This is a genomic window from Brachybacterium netajii (SeqCode) (assembly GCF_054114245.1).
Genome location: NZ_JBSYXB010000003.1, coordinates 151,561 through 167,610 on the forward strand (window position 1 = coordinate 151,561; position 16,050 = coordinate 167,610).

Sequence of the window (16,050 nt, forward strand, 5' to 3'; positions counted from 1 at the left end):
CCGTCCGTCGGCCCGCGGCTCAGAGGGTCTCGGCGTAGGCGTCGGTGTACTCGGCGATGACGTCGTCCATGCCCTGGGCGGCGACGGCGGCGAGGACGTCCTCGTAGCCGCCCATGTCGATCTGGCCGACGACGTACTGGTTCCAGGCGTCCATGACCGTCTGCTCGATCGTGGCCCAGGAGGCGTCGTAGGTCGGGGAGGTCAGGGACTGGGCGATGTTGGTGACGGCGTACTCGTCGTTCTCGGCCATGAGCTCGTTGGCGAGGTTCGCGTAGGGGTCGGACGAGGTGAACAGGTCGGTGTAGGTCGCGGGGCGGGAGGCGGCGTAGGGCTGGACGTCGGTCTCCCAGGCGGCCTGGTCGATGATCTCGACGGCGCCGTCGGCGTCGAAGGCGAAGTGCGTGCCCTCGATGCCGTTGGTCATCAGGCCGTAGCTGGTCTCGTCGGAGAGCGCGTCGATGAGGGCGAGGGCCCGGCGGAGGTCGTCCTCGGACTTCAGGGACTGGGTGGACATGCTCATCAGGCCGCCCATGCCGCCGCCCGTGTCCGAGACGATCCGGCGAGGGACGTCCTGCCAGGTCATGTCGTTGATCAGCGCCCATTCGACCTCGGTGCCGGGATCGATGGACTGCGCGGTGCGGATGTAGCCGGAGGCGGAGAACAGGGCCGTGAACACGATGCCGGCCTTGTGCTGGGCGATCGCCTGCTCCTGGTTCTGCTTCTGCAGCGTCACGAACTCCTGGTTGATCCACTTCTTGGAGTACGCGTCGCGGTACCAGGCCATCGCCTCCTTGTAGGCGTCGGTGGTGAAGGAGGGGACGATGCGGTCGTCCTCCGAGAGCTCGAAGAAGGCGCCGGCCCCGAAGTAGCCGGCGAACTCGGGGAAGCCCCACTGGAAGCTCTCGGCGCGGTCGCTGATGGCGGACTCGACGGAGCCGCCGGGGTTCTCCTCGACGAAGGCCTGGGCGACCTCCCCGAGGGCGTCGATCGTATGGGGGACCTCGAGGCCGAGCTCGTCGAGCCAGTCCTGGCGCACGAGCACGCCGTAGCGGGCCATCGTCTGCTGGTAGGGGACGCCGTAGAGCTTCCCGTCGAGCTTCGCGGCCTCGATGATCCGCGGGTCGATCGCGCTGAGGTGCTCGAAGTCGGCGAGGTGCTCCTCGACGTCCCAGAACAGGCCCGAGGCGAGGGGCTCGCGGACGGACGGCATGACCAGCTGGTTCAGCGTCGTGATGTCGGCGATCGCGCCGGAGGCGAAGGAGGCGTTGATCTTCTCCTCCTTGGACGCGTCGGGCACCCACTGGAAGCCGAAGTCGTCGCCGACGTGCTCCAGCAGCGCCGTCATGATCGGCCCGGAGGCGTCGGGCGTGGTGGGCGTGTGCAGCATCGCCGTCCAGGACAGGGCCGAGGACGACGAGGTGCCGCCCGAGGTCCCGCCGCAGGCGGCGAGGCCGAGGGCGCCCGCGGCGGCGGCCCCGCCGGCGAGCAGCGAGCGCCGGGACAGCGCGCGCCGGGGCCCGGAGGGCGCGGGGAGCGAGCGGGCGGAGCGGGTCGAGCGGGAGGATGCAGAACGCATGGGATGGTCCTTTCCGGGGAGCACGTCGATGGGCGGCCGGGAAGCAAGTAACCGGTTACTCGGGTGGCGGCCAGTCTGATGCAGGAGGGCGGAGGTGTCAACGGCGTCCTGTGGCAGAGTGGTCCGGGCGCCGCCGTTCCCGGGCGCTCGAGCACCGCATCGCGGGAGGACGCACCATGGCCACGACGATCCGCGAGGACGAGCTGCACGAGCTCGCCCTCGAGCGCGCCCTCGCCCTGCCCGCCTCCCGTTCGGAGCGGCCCTTCGGTCCGGAGGCCGAGGTCCTGAAAGTGCTCGGGAAGGTTTTCCTGCTGGTCACGGAGCGGCACGGACGGCCGATCCTCGTGCTCAAGGCCGACCCCGACGACGCCCGGATGCTCCGCGAGAACGTCATCGGCATCAGCCCCGGCTATCACATGAACAAGCGCCACTGGATCACGCTCGAAGCGGATCGGGGCGACGGCACCTGGGCGATCGACGGCGCCGCGCAGGGCCGCGACCGCCTCGACGCGACGCTCCTGGAGGAGCTCGTCACCGACTCCTACCGTCTCGTCGTCGCCGCGCTGCCGCGGGCCCGTCGGCCCATCGACCCCGAGACCTTCGAGGCGCCCGAGGCGCCCGCCGCGCCCGACGCGCCCGCCGCGCCCGCCGCGCCCGACGCGCCCGACATGCAGGCATGAGCCGCCGCGCGGCGCGCCCGGCCCTCGGCCTCGTCGCGCCGGTCCGTCAGGCCGTCGGCCCGTACCCGCTGTTCGCGTAGGCGTCCTTGAGGATCCGCAGCGACGCCATCGCGTCCGAGGGGCCGATCCAGAAGGGCTCGGGCTCGTCGAGGCGCTCGTAGAAGTCCTGGATCAGCAGCTGGTGGGAGACGCCCCAGTAGGAGCGCCCGCCAGCGGCGAGGGCGAGGTCGGAGAGGGTGTCGACCCGGCCGTCGGCCCAGCGGATCGTGAGCCCGCCGCCGCGTCCGCTGCGCAGCTCCACCGAGGCGTTCTCGCAGGTCAGCTCGATCTCCACGGGACGGTTCTGCGGCGCGGTGAGGGTCGCGTAGAAGGTGGTGTCGACGCCGTCGGCGTGATGCAGGAGCAGCTCGGCGGTGTCCTCGACCTCGATGACGTCGCCGAAGCGACGGGTGGAGACCCGGCCGTCGGTCGTCTCGACGGGGCCGACGAGCCACTGCACCAGATCGAGGGTGTGGATCGCCTGGTTGATGAGGAGTCCGCCGCCGGACCCGTCCCAGGTGCCGCGCCAGGGCTTCGCCCGGTAGTAGTCTGCGGTCCGCGTCCAGACGACCGACGCCCAGGCGCCGCGGACCGCGCCCAGCTCGCCGCTGTCGAGCAGGGCCTTCAGCTCCTGGCTCGCACGGTTGTACCGGTTCTGGAAGCAGATGCCGACCTTCGGGGCGCGCCCGCCCGCGGCGCCGACGGAGCCCGATGCGCTCGCCGCGCTGGCGGTGCTCGCCGCGGCGAGGGCGTCGACGAGGCGCTGGCCCTCCTCGAGGGTGTGCGCGATCGGCTTCTCCTGCAGCACGTGCACTCCCGCCTCGAGCGCGGCGATCGAGGGGCCGACGTGCTGATGGTGCGGGGTCGTCACGTGGATCGCCTCGGGGGAGGCACCGGCGAGGAGCTCCTCGGTGCTCGTGAAGGCCGGGACCCCGAGCTCGGCGGCCGCGCGCTCGGCGACGGCCGGGTCGGCGTCGGCGACGCCCACGAGTTCGAGGCCGTCGATCGCGCGGATGGCCTCGAGGTGCACCACGGAGACGTCTCCGCAGCCCACCAGTCCGATGCGTCGGTTCGTCATGGTCGGTCGTCCTCCTCGTCGCGGCGATGCGACTGCATGCTTCTGGATGGTGCGGGTGCTGCCGTGCTCGTGTCGCCGTCCATCGTCGCGCGTTCCCGGTCGACGGGGGAGCGGATGCCGGTGATTGCCCTGGTGGCGGGCCTCAGGGCACGAGCCATCCGGCGGCGCGGAACAGCTCGTACCACTCGGGGCGGGTGAGCGGCAGCTCGGAGCCCGCGGCGGCGTCGACGACGCGCTGCGGGGTCGTCGTGCCGAGCACGACCTGCATCGATGCGGGGTGGCGGGTGATCCAGCCGGTCGCGATGGCCTCGGGGGCGACGTCGTGCTTCGCGGCGAGGCGGTCGACGACGGCGTTGAGCTCGGCGTAGTCGGGGTGGCCGAGGAAGACGCCGTCGAAGAAGCGCGCCTGGAAGGGCGACCAGGCCTGCACGGTGATGTCGTGGAGGCGGCAGAAGTCGAGGATGCCGCCGCCGTCGCGGACGATCGACTGGTCGCTGCCCTGCATGTTCGAGGCGATGCCCTGGGCGACGATCGTCGAGTGCGTGATCGACAGCTGCAGCTGGTTGGCGACGATCGGCTGGTCCAGGTGCTTCTGCAGCAGGGCGATCTGGTGCGGGGTGTGGTTGGAGACGCCGAAGTGGCGGACCTTCCCGGCGGCGCGCAGCTCGTCGAAGGCGCGGGCGACCTCCTCGGGCTCGACGAGCGCGTCGGGCCGATGCAGCAGCAGGATGTCGATGCGGTCGGTGCGCAGCGCCCGCAGGGAGCCCTCGACGGACTCGATGAGGTGCTCGTAGGAGTAGTCGAAGTACGGGCCGTCGGGGACGATGCCGGCCTTGGTCTGGATCGTGACCCGGTCGCGCTCGGAGGGGGAGAGGTCCAGGGCCTCGGCGAAGCGCTCCTCGCAGCGATGGAGCTCGCCGCCGTAGATGTCGGCGTGGTCGAGGAAGTCGATGCCGGCGTCGCGGGCGGTGCGCACGAGGGTGCGGATCTCCTCGTCGGACTTCTCGGCGATCCGCATCAGGCCCAGCACCACGTTGGGGGCGGTGATGTCGGTGTGCGGCATGGTGAACTGCTTCATCGCGGGCTCCTGCGGAGAGTGGGGACCGATCGGGCCGGGAGCAAGCCTATGCCCGTCGCGGAGGAGTCGGCGGATCCCCCTCGGATCCCCCTCGACAAGGCTTCTGTATCGATACATACTGTGGGGCGGCGATGGATCCGACCGTTGCCCTGCGACGACCGTTCCGGGCGACCGCCCCCGGACCGTCGCCCCCCACCACCGCTCAGCGAGGAGCCTCCATGACCGCCAACCGCCGCCGCACCCTGACCACCGCCCTGGTCTCCGCCCTCGGGTCGGGCGCCGCGCCCGACTCTGCGCCCGCCGCCGCCGCCGCCGACGCCGACGCCGCCACCGCGACCGCCCCGGCGGCCGACGGCGCGGATCCCGTGGTCGTCGTCGACCTCGATCTGCCCGGCGACACCATCAGCCGCCACCTCTACGGCCACTTCGCCGAGCATCTCGGCCGCTGCATCTACGGCGGCTTCTTCGTCGGCGAGGACTCGGAGATCCCGAACGTGCGGGGGATCCGCGCGGACGTGGTCGAGGCGCTGAGGGCGCTCAGCATCCCGAACCTGCGCTGGCCGGGCGGCTGCTTCGCCGACGAGTACCACTGGAAGGACGGCATCGGCCCGCGCGAGGAGCGTCCGCGGATGGTGAACTCCCACTGGGGCGACGTGGTGGAGGACAACTCCTTCGGCACCCACGAGTTCATGGACCTCGTCGAGCTGCTGGGCACCGAGGCGTACGTCAACGGGAACGTCGGCTCGGGGACCGTGCAGGAGATGTCGGAGTGGATCGAGTATCTGACCCGCGCCGACGACTCCCCGATGGCGGCGCTGCGCCGCGCGAACGGCCGCGACGAGCCGTGGAAGGTCCCGTTCTTCGGCATCGGCAACGAGTCCTGGGGCTGCGGCGGCAACATGCGCGCCGAGGACTACACGGCGCTCGCCCGGCAGTACTCGACCTTCGTGCGCGATCACGCGGGCAACAAGGTCACCCGCATCGCGGCCGGCGCGAGCGACGGCGACCTGGCCTGGACCGAGGCGCTCATGGGTGCCTTCGGCGACGGCCTCGCCCGCGGCCCCGAGGGCGATGCCGGCCCCTATCAGGCGATCTCCCTGCACTACTACACGATGACCGGTCCCTGGTCGGACAAGGGGGATGCGACCGGCTTCAGCGAGGACGAGTGGTACCTCGCGCTCGCGCGCGCCTCCCGGATCGACGAGCTCCTCGCCCGCCACTCCACGGTCATGGACCGCCACGACCCGTACCGCAAGGTCGGTCTCGTGCTCGACGAGTGGGGCACCTGGTGGAACGTCGAGCCCGGCACCAATCCCGGCTTCCTGTACCAGCAGAACAGCCTGCGGGACGCCCTCGTCGCCTCGATCCACTTCGACGCCTTCCACCGCCATGCGGGCCGCCTGATCATGGCGAACATCGCGCAGACGGTGAACGTGCTGCAGGCGATGATCCTGACCGACGAGGAGACCGGGGCGCTCGTCCTCACCCCGACCTACCACGTGTTCGCGATGAACGCCGGCCACCACGACGCCTCCGCGCTGCCGGTGCACGTCGCCCTGCCGGGCGAGGTCCCCGTCGTCGACGGCCGGCCGCTGCCGCTGCTGTCCGCCTCGGCCTCGGTGCGGGCCGACGGCTCCACGGCGCTGGTCTCGCTGTCGAACCTCGACGCCTCCGCCCCGCGGACGGTCGTGCTGGACCTGCGCGGCCGCGAGGTCGCCGGGCATCGCGCCCTCGTCCTGACGGCGGAGAGCACCGACGCGCACAACACCCCCGAGCAGCCCGAGGCGGTCGCCCCGCGCGAGCTCACCGGGGTGCGCGCCCATGCGCGCGGCCTCGAGGTGGACCTGCCCGCGCACTCCTACGCGACGATCAGCCTCGACCTCGTCTGAGCGGCGTCGGACCGTCGGCGGCTGCGGCTCCGGCGGTCCGACGGGCGGGCCCGGCCGACGGGCGAGCCCGGCCGACGGACGTCCGTCGGCCGGGTCAGCCGCCGGTGGACTCGCGCCGGTCGAGCGTCAGGCCGATCGTCCGACGACGGAACTCGTCCGGCGCGCGCTCGCCGCGCAGGCGGGCCAGGAGCATGTCCAGGGCGGAGTCGACCATGCCCGCATGGTCGGGGGCGATCGAGGAGAGCGAGGGCGAGCAGTAGCGGCCGATCTCGAGGCCGTCGAAGCCGACGAGCTTGACCTGCTCGGGGACCGAGAGCCCGCGCTCGTGGAGGGCGCGGAGGGCGCCGAGCGCGAGCACGTCGGTCACGCAGAAGATCCCGTCGGTGTCGGGGCGGGCGTCGAGCAGCGCGTGGGTGCCCGTGCGCCCGCCCTCGAGGGAGAACGGGGCCTGCAGCACGGTCCCCGGCTCATCGGGGAGGTCGTGCTCGGCGAGGGCGCGGCGGAAGCCGCGCGTGCGCGTGGACAGCAGGTCCACATGCGGGTAGTCGCCGTCGCGGCCGCCGAGCATCGCGGGGCGGCGGCAGCCGACCTCGGCCAGATGCGCGCCGGCGAGGCGCCCGCCCTCCTCGTTCTCGAGCATGACCTGGTCGAAGTCGATGTCGTACTCGCGCTCGGAGAGGACGACGACGGCCTGCTGGCCGCGGACCCGCTCGAGGTCCGCCTCGGTGAGATGCGAGGAGTGGATCAGCAGGCCGTCGTAGCTGCGCTGGAGGGACCGCGCGATCGCGTCGAGCTCGCCCTCGCGGCGATGGCTCGTGACCTCCAGGACGAAGCCGTAGCCGGCGCGCTCCACCCGCTCCGCGACCAGCGACGCGAGCAGCGACTCGAAGAACGGGCTGACGTCGGGGACCGCGAGCGCGATGATCCCCGAGCGCCCCTGCCGCAGCTCCCGGGCCGCGGTATTCAGGCGGTATCCCAGCGCCGCGACCGCCGTCATCACGCGGTCGCGGGTCTCGGGGCGGACATGGGGGCGGTCGTTGAGGACGTTGGAGACCGTCATCGTCGACACGCCCGCCTCCCGGGCGACGTCCCGCATCGTCGGCTCCCGCGTCGTCGCGTCGCGCTGGGCGTCCCGCTTGCTCGACATCGTGCGGGGGCCTCCTCGGGGCGGACGGAACGGCTCCCGCGATGATAGCCGGGCCGTCCGGGCCGGGGCGGGCCCGGCCCCGACCGCATCCGACGGCAACAGGCAGCCCGCCGGGCCATCCAGGGAGGTCGGAGCCTAGGATCGATCGGGTGCCCTCCTCCTCTCCCGCCCCCGCCTCGCCCTCGCCGCAGCCCGCGCCCGGGTCCTCCCGCGCCGGCGCGCGGATCACCCTGACGCTCGCCGCCCTGGCGATGATCGGCCCCTTCACGATCGATACCGTCTTCCCCGCCTTCTCCCGCATCGGGGAAGAGTTCGGCAGCGGCGAGGTCGCCCTCCAGCAGCTGGTCTCCGCGTATCTCGCGGCCTTCGCCGTCATGTCCGTGCTCCACGGGCCGCTGTCGGATGCCCTCGGGCGCAAGAAGGTGATGATCGGCGGGCTCACGATCTACCTCATCGGCATGCTCGGCTCGGTGCTCGCACCGAGCCTCGGGGGGCTGATCCTGCTGCGGGTCCTGCAGGGCATGAGCGCCGGTGCCGCCACGATCGTCTCCCGCGTCGTCATCCGCGACATGTTCTCCGGCGCCGAGGCGCAGCGGCTCATGGCCCGCGTCATGATGATCTTCTCCGTCGCCCCCGCGATCGCGCCGATCATCGGCGGCTGGCTGCTGCTGCTCGGCGGCTGGCGCTGGGTGTTCGCGGGCGTCGGCCTCTACGGGATCGTCGTGCTCGTGCTGACGGCCCTGCTGCCGGAGACGCTCCCGAAGGACCAGCGCACGCCCCTGCACGTCGGCGCGATCCTGCGCTCCCTGCTGCATGTGGGGCGCTCGCCGGTGATGCTGCGGATCGCCACCGCCTCGGCCTTCGGCTTCGCCGCGCAGTTCCTGTTCATCGCCGGCGCATCGATCTTCGTGGTGCGCCTGCTGGGCCTCGGCGAGCGCGACTTCTGGGTGCTGTTCGTGCCGCTGATCCTCGGCGTGCTGGCGGGCTCCTGGATCGTCGGCCGGGCCGCGGACACGATCCCGCGGGCGCGCCTGATCTCGATCGGCTTCGTCGGCGCGATCGCGACGGCCGCGCTGAACGTGCTGCTCGTGGTCGTGGCGCCGACGCCCGACGGGACGATCGGCTGGCATCTGCTCCCGCTCGTCGTCGGCCCGATGCTGATCGCCTTCGCGGTGTCGCTGATCTTCGCGCCCCTGCAGCTCGAGGTGCTGGACCTGTTCCCGCACGAGCGCGGGGCCGCGGCGTCGCTCGGCACCTTCTTCTCGCTCGTGCTGAACGCCCTGCTCGCGGGCGTGGTCACGCCGCTCGTCGGCGGTTCGCTGCTGACCTACGGGCTCACGGCGCTCGGCTTCGCGGTCGTCGGCGCGGCCCTGTGGGCGTGGCATCTGGCGGCCGTGCGCGACTGAGCGCGGCGGGCGCGGGCCGACGGGCACTTCCTGTCAGAGATGAACATTCTGTGGCGGTCCTGCGCCAGCCTCCTCCGTCGGCGGCCCTGCGGAGCCTAGGGTGGCCGTATGGACACCGTGGCCCGCCCTGACGACGCCGACAGCTCAGCCCGTGCCGACGCCCCCGCCTCTCCCGACACCCTCGCCTCTCCCGACACCTCCGCCGCTCCCGCCGCTCCGGCGGCGCTCATCCCGATCGCCGTCGCGGTCGACCTGATCATCCTCACGATCCGCGACAGCCGACTCAGCGTCCTCCTCATCCAGCGCCACGACGACCCCTTCCAGGGCAGCTGGGCGCTGCCCGGCGGCTTCGTCGGCCTCGAGGAGGACCTCCTGGAGGCCGCCGACCGCGTCCTCGCCGACGAGGCCTCCCTCGGCGCCAACGCCGTGCACGTCGAGCAGGTGCGCACCTTCGGCACCCCCGGGCGCGACCCCCGCGGGCGCGTCGTCTCGGTGGCCTTCATGGCCCTCGGCGCGGACCTCCCCGACCCCGAGCGCGGGGACGGCGTCGCCGACGCCCGCTGGTGGGCGCTCGAGGACATCGGCGAGGACACCCTCGCCTTCGACCACGCAGAGGTGCTCGAGTGCGCCGTCGAGCGCGCCCGCGGGAAGCTCGAGTACACGACCCTCGCGGTCACCTTCCTGCCCGAGGAGTTCACGATCTCCCAGCTCCGGGGCGTGTACGAGATCGTCTGGGGGCGCACCCTCGACGCCGGGAACTTCCACCGCAAGGCCACCCGCAGCCCCGGCTTCGTCGAGGACCTCGGCCGGCTCGCAGCGCCGACGGGCGGGCGCCCCGCCCGCCTCTACCGGGCCGGCGAGGGCACGGGCCTGAACCCGCCGCTGCTGCGCTCGGGCGACTGACGATGACCGACCCCGCCTCCGCGCCGACGAACGCTGCGCCGACCGACCCCGCCATGGAGCGGATCTCCGCGGCCTACGCCGCACGCCGCCTCGAGATCCACGACCTCGCGCGCGCGATCCACGCCGATCCCGAGCTGTCCTTCGCCGAGCATCGCGCGGCCTCCCGCTGCATCGACCTGCTCGAGCTCGCCGGCTTCACGGTCGAGCATCCCGTCGGGGGCATCGGCACGGCGTTCCGGGCGCGGCGGGGGAGCGGCTCGCTCACGGCGGCGCTGTGCGTGGAGTACGACGCCCTGCCCGGCGTCGGCCACGGCTGCGGGCACCATCTCATCGCCGGCTCCTCCCTCGGCGCGGCCCTCGCGCTCGCCGAGCAGCTCGACGCCGCCGACGTCGCAGGGGAGGCGCTGGACCTGGAGCTGGTGGTCATCGGCACGCCCGCGGAGGAGCACGGCGGCGGCAAGCAGCTGCTGATCGACGCCGGGGTCTTCGACGGCGTCGACCTGGCGCTGATGACCCATGCTGTCGGCGAGACCGGCACCTACGACGTCCTCGGCTCGACCAGCCAGGCCGTCGGCCGCTGGCGCGCGACGTACACCGGCCGCGGCGCCCATGCCGCCGCGAACCCGGCCGACGGGATCAACGCGAACGACGCGGCCGTCGTCGCGCAGGTCGCCGCCGGGCTCCTGCGCCAGCGGATGAAGGACGGCCAGCGCATGGCCCTCGTCCCCCAGCAGGACGGCGTCACGAACATCGTCCCCGAGACCGCCGTCGTCGACGCCGAGTGCCGGGCCCTGACGATGGACGAGTTCGAGACCCTGCGGGAGCGGATGTTCGACTGCCTGCGCGCGGGCGCCCTCGCAGCCGGCTGCGAGATCACGATCGAGGCGTCGGAGCCGACCTACGAGCCGCTCACGCAGGATGAGACCCTCGGCCGCCTCTGGAACGACGCCATGGTCCAGCTGGGCCGACCCCTCGCCGGATCCCTCGGGATCATGGCCGCCTCCACCGACATGGGCAACGTGTCCCGCCGCGTGCCCGCGCTGCACCCCTTCGTCGGCATCCCCGGCGTCGCCGACGCCCTGCACACCACCGGCTTCGCCGCCGCCTCCCTGCGCCCCGAGGCCTTCGCCCTGATGGACGACGCCGCCCGCGCCATGGCCTGGATCATCCGCTCCGTCGCGGCCGACGACGACCTCCGCGCCGCCGTCCGACGCGCCGGCGCCGCGCTGGGCACAGCGTGACGCCCCGATCCGTGGAGATCGCCCTGCCCGTGGTCGCACCCCGTCGTTAGGCTCCCCCGCATGAGCGTCCGGACCTTCGCCGCCCCGTCCCTGCTCGACGCCGACGGCCTCGCGCTCTCCCTCGCCCCGGGGCTCGCGCCCGAGGGGCTCGTGGCCGCACCGAGCTTCTTCCATGGGTTCTCGGCGCATCCGCAGGTGCTCGCGCGGGGGCTGCTCGCCCTCGCCGACGTGACCGCGACCCGCTACATCCAGCACACGCCCGTGGCGATGCGCGACCCGGTGCTCTCCGCGCACGGGGACCGGCTGCGCGCCGAATGCTTCTCCGCCTGCAGCGGCGTCTACGCGCGGCTGGACCTCCTGGCCGACGGCCTCGTCGGCGGCGAGATCGGCCGCGGCACCACCAACGTCGACATCGGCCCGACGACCCGGCGGGCGCTCACGTCCGTCGGCCGCGCCGAGCTGCTGCACCTCGACGTCGGCACCGACGGCCTCGCCGTGGCGACCCCGGCGGCGCAGACCCGCGAACGGCCCGTGGAGATGCCGGACCGCTGGGTGCGTGCGCTCGGGAACGTCGCCGCGCTGCATCGCGCCTGCACGCCCGCCTTCTCGCTCGACGCCGCCGGGGCCCGCGGCCTGCTCGCCTCCGTCCCGGCGGCGAGCGGGGCGGGAGCCTCCGGCTGGCTCACGCCGACGCGGGCCGGCGCCCGGCTCGCCGCCCGCCCCTCCGCGGGGTCCTCGTCGGCGTCGGTGCGGATCGCGGGCCTGCACCGGCTCGCGGCGCTCAAGCGCCTGCTCCCGCACGTCCTCGGCGCGACGGTCTACGGGGACGGGCTCTCCCGGGCCGACGGCGCGACCGCCGGCGGAGAGCAGGCCGCCGGCGGAGAGCAGGCCGCCGGCGGAGAGCAGGCCGCGAGCGGGGCCGCGATCGTCGAGATCGACCTGCCGGGCGCGCGGCTGCTGCTGGGACTGACCGACGATCCCGGGCGCGGGCACTCCGGCGAGGGCTCGCTGCTGACGGGCCTGGCCGGCACGACCGTCCTCGAGGACGCCGACCTCGTCGGGGCCCTGCTCGCCTTCGAGCCCGTCATCGACGTCGGCCGGCTCTCTCGCGAGTCGGCCCTGTCCGCCGAGCGGGTCCGCGGGGCGCTCGCCGTGCTCGCCGCCTCCGGACGCGTGGGCTGGGACGTCCGCGAGGGCGCCCACTTCCATCGCGAGCTGCCCGAGGACCCCGACCGCGTCGCCAAGGACAACCCGCGCCTGGTCCGCGCGCGTGCGCTGGTCGCAGCCGGCGCCGTCCGCCGGGCCGAGGCGGGAGACTCCGCCAGCCCCGCCGCCGGCCCCGACGCCGGTTCCCGCTGGCTGGTCCGCACGCCCGATCCCGCCGGACGGGACGCCGACCATCGGGTCCGCCTCGACCCGGCGTCCTGCACCTGCACCTGGTTCCTGCGCCACGGCACCGGCCGCGGCCCCTGCGCCCACCTGCTCGCCGCGCGCCTCGCGGCCGGAGAGGACCCGTCATGACCGAGCCCGTCCCCGTCGACGCGCCGCTGCCCCCGCTCGATCCCGCGCAGACCACCGCGATCACCGTGTTCCACGAGCTCGGCTGGGCCGACGCCCGGCTCGAGCAGGTCCTCGAGCTGCCGCTGGGGACCCCCGAGCAGCGGCGCACCGCCGTCGCCGGTCTCTCCCGGGGCGACTGGACCGAGAGGGCGGCGCTCGGCGAGCGCATGTACGGCCTGCGCAGCACCGTCCCCGTGGACCGGCATCTGCTGGGCGTCTTCGCCATCCGGGCGGGGGTCGGCGCCCGTCGCGCCGCCGAGGTGATGCCGTCGGTCCGGATCCTGCCCGACAGCGTCCAGGCCGCGATCGTCGTCGAGCGCGGCGAGGCCTTCGCCCGCGGCTTCATCGCCGCGGCCTGCACCTCGACCCGTCGTCCCTGGGTGCACGCGAGCTCGGTGCATGCGGGGGCCGCGGTGCGCGCGCTGCACGCCCTCGACCTCGAGGTCCCCGAGTCGATCGAGTACCTCAAGGACTGGGCGGCCTTCGCCGCCGCGGCCCTGGGCCGGCCCGCCGAGGTCTTCCCCGAGCGCGAGAGGATCGACGCCGAGGTGCTGCGACCCCGCTTCGTCGAGCATCTGCGCACCGGTGCGGAGCTCGCCATGCCCGCGACGGCCTCCTTCGGCGAGGCCGCGGCCGGCGGCATCGAGGCCGGGTGGATCGCGCGCGAGGAGGCCCTGCCGATCGTCGTCGCGGCCCTCGACACCGCCCAGCGGCCCGGGGACCGGAAGGTCTGGTGGGGGATCCTCGCGGGCCCGCTCGCGGCGACCGACGAGGAGCTGGGCGAGCTCGCCGACGCCCTCGCCGGGCCCCTCGCCGCCCTCGACCCCTTCCTCGTCGAGGGCCTGGTCCCGCGGCTCGTCCCCGGGGCCGACGCCGACCGGCTGATGGAGTTCACGACCATATCCCTGCTGGTCAAGGGTAAGAAGGCGCGTCTGGCGGTGCTGCGGGCGCTCGCCGCCCGGGAGATCCCCGCCGAGGCCGCGGCCGTCGTCGCCGAGGCGGTCGCGCCCCTCGCGGCCGACCGCGACCGCCAGCTCTCCCGCATCGCGCAGACGATCCTCGACGGCCTCGCCGCGGAGGCGGAGGAGGCGACCTCGGTCCTCGCCGCGCCCGCTGCGCCTGCCGCGCCCGCGGCCGTCCGCGGCGCCTGGGAGCCGACGCCCGAGGTCTGGGAGGTGCCGCGCTTCGTGCCGGGCGAGGCCGACGTCGAGTCGGTCGCGCAGTCGGCGGCGGTGCTCATGGCCACGCCCGAGAGCGTCGTCAGCATCGAGTCCGAGCGCTTCCTCGCGCTGCTCGTCGCGCTCGCCCACCGCGACCTCGACCTCGCGCGGACCGCCGTGCGGGGCGTGCACCAGCGCTGGGTCGGCGGCCTCCGCTGCGCCGAGGGCTGGGACGAGGGCAACCTGCCGACGATCCTGCCCCCGCCGGTCCGGCCCGACGACGTGCTGTGGATGCGGGAGATCGCCCTGCTCGCGCGCATCGGCGAGCTCCCGCTGCTGCTGTCCACGCCCTCGCGCGAGGACATGAGCATCGACGTCGAGGACCTCCTCGCCCGCCTCGCCGTCTACCGCGATGCCGGCCTCGCGGTCGACGACCCCGACCTCCAGCTCGCCCTCGCCCGCCTCGACCTCGCCCGCCCCGACCGCGACGATCCCGACCTCGGCGACCCGGCGGCGTCGGCCGACCGCCTCGCCCAGCGGATCGCCGCCTTCGAGGCGCTCGAGGTGCCGACCCTCCTCCACCACCTGAAGGAGGTCGTGCGCGGCCCCAGCGCGGGTGCGATCGCTGCCGCCTACCTGCGCGAGCCCCTGCGCGAACCGGCGACCGGTCGCGGGGAGGACGGGCTGCCGCGGGCGGAGGATCTCGTCCCCTCCCCGGCGTTCGCGGAGCTCCCCGCACGCTTCGGATGCGCCGCCTACGAGCGCTGGTACCGGCCGACCGTCCACCCGACCTGGGACGACGCGGTCAGCGCGGGGCTCTCGAACTATCCCGACGCCGAGCGCGGGGAGGTCCTGCGGGCGGCCGCCCGGCGCGCCCGCCCGCTCGGACCCGTCGGCGCCGCCCTCCTCCTCGGATCCCTGCGGCACCTCCATCCCCGCGCGGCCGAGGACGCGATGCTCGGCGCGATCGAGGCCCACCGGCGCGGTCTGCTGCGTCCCGGCGTCGCCGACGCCGCGGCCCTCGGCGACCAGGACCTCGCCGCCTTCGCCCGCATCGCCCTCGAGCTCGCCGACGACGGCCTCGCCCCCGTGCTGTGGCCGCTGCTCGACGGCCTCCTGGTCCGCTCCCTCGCCGGCACCCGCCTGCTCGCGGGCACCGCCGACGTCGCCGAGGCGATGCTCGAGCTCGCCCCCGCCGCCGCGCTCGCCGCGGCCGACGACGGTGCCGGCACCGGCCTCCGGCCCGCGGAGATCCTGGCCGTCCCGGGGCTGCGCGCCCTCGCCGCCCGCCGCGGCTCCTCGCGCGCCGTGACCGTCGCCCGCGAGGCCGTCGCCCTGCTCCCGGAGCCGCCGTCGGCCGACGGTGCATCAGGCGCCGATGCATCGGGAGCCGGCGCACCGACCCCGGCCGACGCCGACGCCGCAGCCTCCGCCCCGGAGCCGCCGATGCTCGGCGGCCTCGGCTACGAGGAGATCTGGCCGGAGGGCACCGGCGGTGATGAGGCGGTCGAGGACGCCGCGGTCCTGACCGCGCAGTGGGCCGAGCCGGACGCGCCGACGAAGATGCTCACCGTCGACATCCGTCTGCCGCAGCATCCGGGGCGGGTCTTCCGCGTGCTGCACGGCTGGGGCTACGACCTCGAGCATCGGGGCCAGTGCCATGCCTTCGAGCGCGGCGAGGAGGAGAAGGCGCCCGTGGCCTACGGCCGCGGCGCGGGGGAGTCGCGGGGTGTCAGCCTCGCCTGGGACGGGGAGCGGCTCGAGCGCTTCGCGCGGGCCGCGGAGGACGGCCCGCTGACCACGAGCATGCACGCGGTGGTCCTGGCCATGCTCTGCCATGACGGCGCCGACGGCATCGGCACCGAGCACCTGGTCGGCAGCCTCCTCGCCAAGGGCCTGCTGTCGTGGCGCGGCATGGCCGTCGGCGTGCGCGCCCTGCTGTCCTCGGCGCTGCCGCCCGCGGGCGACGCGAGCCCCGCGCGGATGGTGCGGATCATCGAGAAGAACCCGCGCACCCTGCCCGTGATGTGGCCGGTCCTCACCGAGTCCATCGCCGCGGCGTCCGCGGTCGACGGCACCCTCCCGCGCTGGCTCTCCCGCGTCCTCGACGTCGCGACGATCGCCGCTCCGATCCTCAAGGAGGCCGCCCGGCGCGGCGAGATCCCCGCCGAGGCGGCAGGGTTCCGGTTCCCCGGCCTCGATGCCCTCGCCTCCCGTCCCGGGAAGCAGGCGGCGCTGGTCAAGGCCAGGGCCCTCGCCGCGCGCGCCGCCCGCGCCTGACGTCGTCGGGCAC

Annotated in this window: 11 protein-coding genes; 7 read left to right on the top strand and 4 right to left on the bottom strand. The window is 74.2% G+C overall.

Annotation, left to right across the window (positions count from 1 at the left end):
- Nucleotides 1-19: 19 nt before the first annotated feature.
- The gene (locus tag ACXET9_RS08000) at nucleotides 20-1,576 is read right to left on the bottom strand and encodes a hypothetical protein (protein ID WP_457885990.1); all 1,557 of its coding nucleotides are present in this window, start codon (nucleotides 1,574-1,576) and stop codon (nucleotides 20-22) included.
- 176 nt (nucleotides 1,577-1,752) lie between these two features.
- On the opposite strand from ACXET9_RS08000, the gene ACXET9_RS08005 reads away from it, so the two are divergent.
- Nucleotides 1,753-2,256, top strand: a complete 504-nt coding sequence (locus ACXET9_RS08005; protein ID WP_457885991.1) for an MmcQ/YjbR family DNA-binding protein — start codon at nucleotides 1,753-1,755, stop codon at nucleotides 2,254-2,256.
- Between the two features lie 46 nt (nucleotides 2,257-2,302).
- Here ACXET9_RS08005 and ACXET9_RS08010 read toward each other — a convergent pair whose 3' ends face one another.
- Nucleotides 2,303-3,373 carry a Gfo/Idh/MocA family protein gene (locus ACXET9_RS08010; protein WP_457885992.1) on the bottom strand — a complete coding sequence of 357 codons (1,071 nt, stop codon included), beginning with the start codon at nucleotides 3,371-3,373 and terminating at the stop codon, nucleotides 2,303-2,305.
- Between the two features lie 142 nt (nucleotides 3,374-3,515).
- Entirely contained in the window at nucleotides 3,516-4,451 is a 936-nt protein-coding gene (locus ACXET9_RS08015; RefSeq protein WP_457885993.1) for an aldo/keto reductase, read from the bottom strand.
- 218 nt (nucleotides 4,452-4,669) lie between these two features.
- Between ACXET9_RS08015 and ACXET9_RS08020 the strand changes: the two genes are divergently transcribed.
- On the top strand, nucleotides 4,670-6,340 hold the full coding sequence (locus ACXET9_RS08020; protein ID WP_457885994.1) for an alpha-N-arabinofuranosidase: 1,671 nt from the start codon (nucleotides 4,670-4,672) through the stop codon (nucleotides 6,338-6,340).
- Nucleotides 6,341-6,434: 94 nt separating this feature from the next.
- Here ACXET9_RS08020 and ACXET9_RS08025 read toward each other — a convergent pair whose 3' ends face one another.
- Nucleotides 6,435-7,487 (bottom strand): LacI family DNA-binding transcriptional regulator, encoded by a 1,053-nt coding sequence (locus tag ACXET9_RS08025; RefSeq protein WP_457885995.1) that lies wholly within the window; start codon nucleotides 7,485-7,487, stop codon nucleotides 6,435-6,437.
- Between the two features lie 149 nt (nucleotides 7,488-7,636).
- Here ACXET9_RS08025 and ACXET9_RS08030 point away from each other — a divergent pair, with 149 nt between their 5' ends.
- From ACXET9_RS08030 to ACXET9_RS08050, 5 genes are all read left to right on the top strand, one after another.
- Nucleotides 7,637-8,893, top strand: coding sequence for an MFS transporter (locus ACXET9_RS08030; protein ID WP_457885996.1), 1,257 nt, complete (start codon nucleotides 7,637-7,639; stop codon nucleotides 8,891-8,893).
- Nucleotides 8,894-9,001: 108 nt separating this feature from the next.
- Nucleotides 9,002-9,796 carry an NUDIX hydrolase gene (locus ACXET9_RS08035; protein ID WP_457885997.1) on the top strand — a complete coding sequence of 265 codons (795 nt, stop codon included), beginning with the start codon at nucleotides 9,002-9,004 and terminating at the stop codon, nucleotides 9,794-9,796.
- A 2-nt stretch (nucleotides 9,797-9,798) separates the two neighbouring features.
- The gene (locus ACXET9_RS08040) at nucleotides 9,799-11,037 is read left to right on the top strand and encodes an amidohydrolase (RefSeq protein ID WP_457885998.1); all 1,239 of its coding nucleotides are present in this window, start codon (nucleotides 9,799-9,801) and stop codon (nucleotides 11,035-11,037) included.
- Nucleotides 11,038-11,097: 60 nt separating this feature from the next.
- Entirely contained in the window at nucleotides 11,098-12,558 is a 1,461-nt protein-coding gene (locus ACXET9_RS08045) for an SWIM zinc finger family protein (RefSeq protein ID WP_457885999.1), read from the top strand.
- Entirely contained in the window at nucleotides 12,555-16,037 is a 3,483-nt protein-coding gene (locus ACXET9_RS08050) for a DUF7824 domain-containing protein (protein WP_457886000.1), read from the top strand. The genes ACXET9_RS08045 and ACXET9_RS08050 overlap by 4 nt, the downstream gene beginning before the upstream one ends.
- Nucleotides 16,038-16,050 lie beyond the last annotated feature (13 nt).

What these genes read in the sequence shown, in the direction of transcription:
- ACXET9_RS08010 (WP_457885992.1), bottom strand. Translation starts at nt 3,373, where the DNA reads ATGACGAACCGACGCATCGGACTGGTGGGCTGCGGAGACGTCTCCGTG.
- ACXET9_RS08045 (WP_457885999.1), top strand. Translation starts at nt 11,098, where the DNA reads ATGAGCGTCCGGACCTTCGCCGCCCCGTCCCTGCTCGACGCCGACGGC.
- ACXET9_RS08050 (WP_457886000.1), top strand. Translation starts at nt 12,555, where the DNA reads ATGACCGAGCCCGTCCCCGTCGACGCGCCGCTGCCCCCGCTCGATCCC.
- ACXET9_RS08025 (WP_457885995.1), bottom strand. Translation starts at nt 7,487, where the DNA reads ATGTCGAGCAAGCGGGACGCCCAGCGCGACGCGACGACGCGGGAGCCG.
- ACXET9_RS08040 (WP_457885998.1), top strand. Translation starts at nt 9,799, where the DNA reads ATGACCGACCCCGCCTCCGCGCCGACGAACGCTGCGCCGACCGACCCC.
- ACXET9_RS08035 (WP_457885997.1), top strand. Translation starts at nt 9,002, where the DNA reads ATGGACACCGTGGCCCGCCCTGACGACGCCGACAGCTCAGCCCGTGCC.
- ACXET9_RS08020 (WP_457885994.1), top strand. Translation starts at nt 4,670, where the DNA reads ATGACCGCCAACCGCCGCCGCACCCTGACCACCGCCCTGGTCTCCGCC.
- ACXET9_RS08000 (WP_457885990.1), bottom strand. Translation starts at nt 1,576, where the DNA reads ATGCGTTCTGCATCCTCCCGCTCGACCCGCTCCGCCCGCTCGCTCCCC.
- ACXET9_RS08005 (WP_457885991.1), top strand. Translation starts at nt 1,753, where the DNA reads ATGGCCACGACGATCCGCGAGGACGAGCTGCACGAGCTCGCCCTCGAG.
- ACXET9_RS08015 (WP_457885993.1), bottom strand. Translation starts at nt 4,451, where the DNA reads ATGAAGCAGTTCACCATGCCGCACACCGACATCACCGCCCCCAACGTG.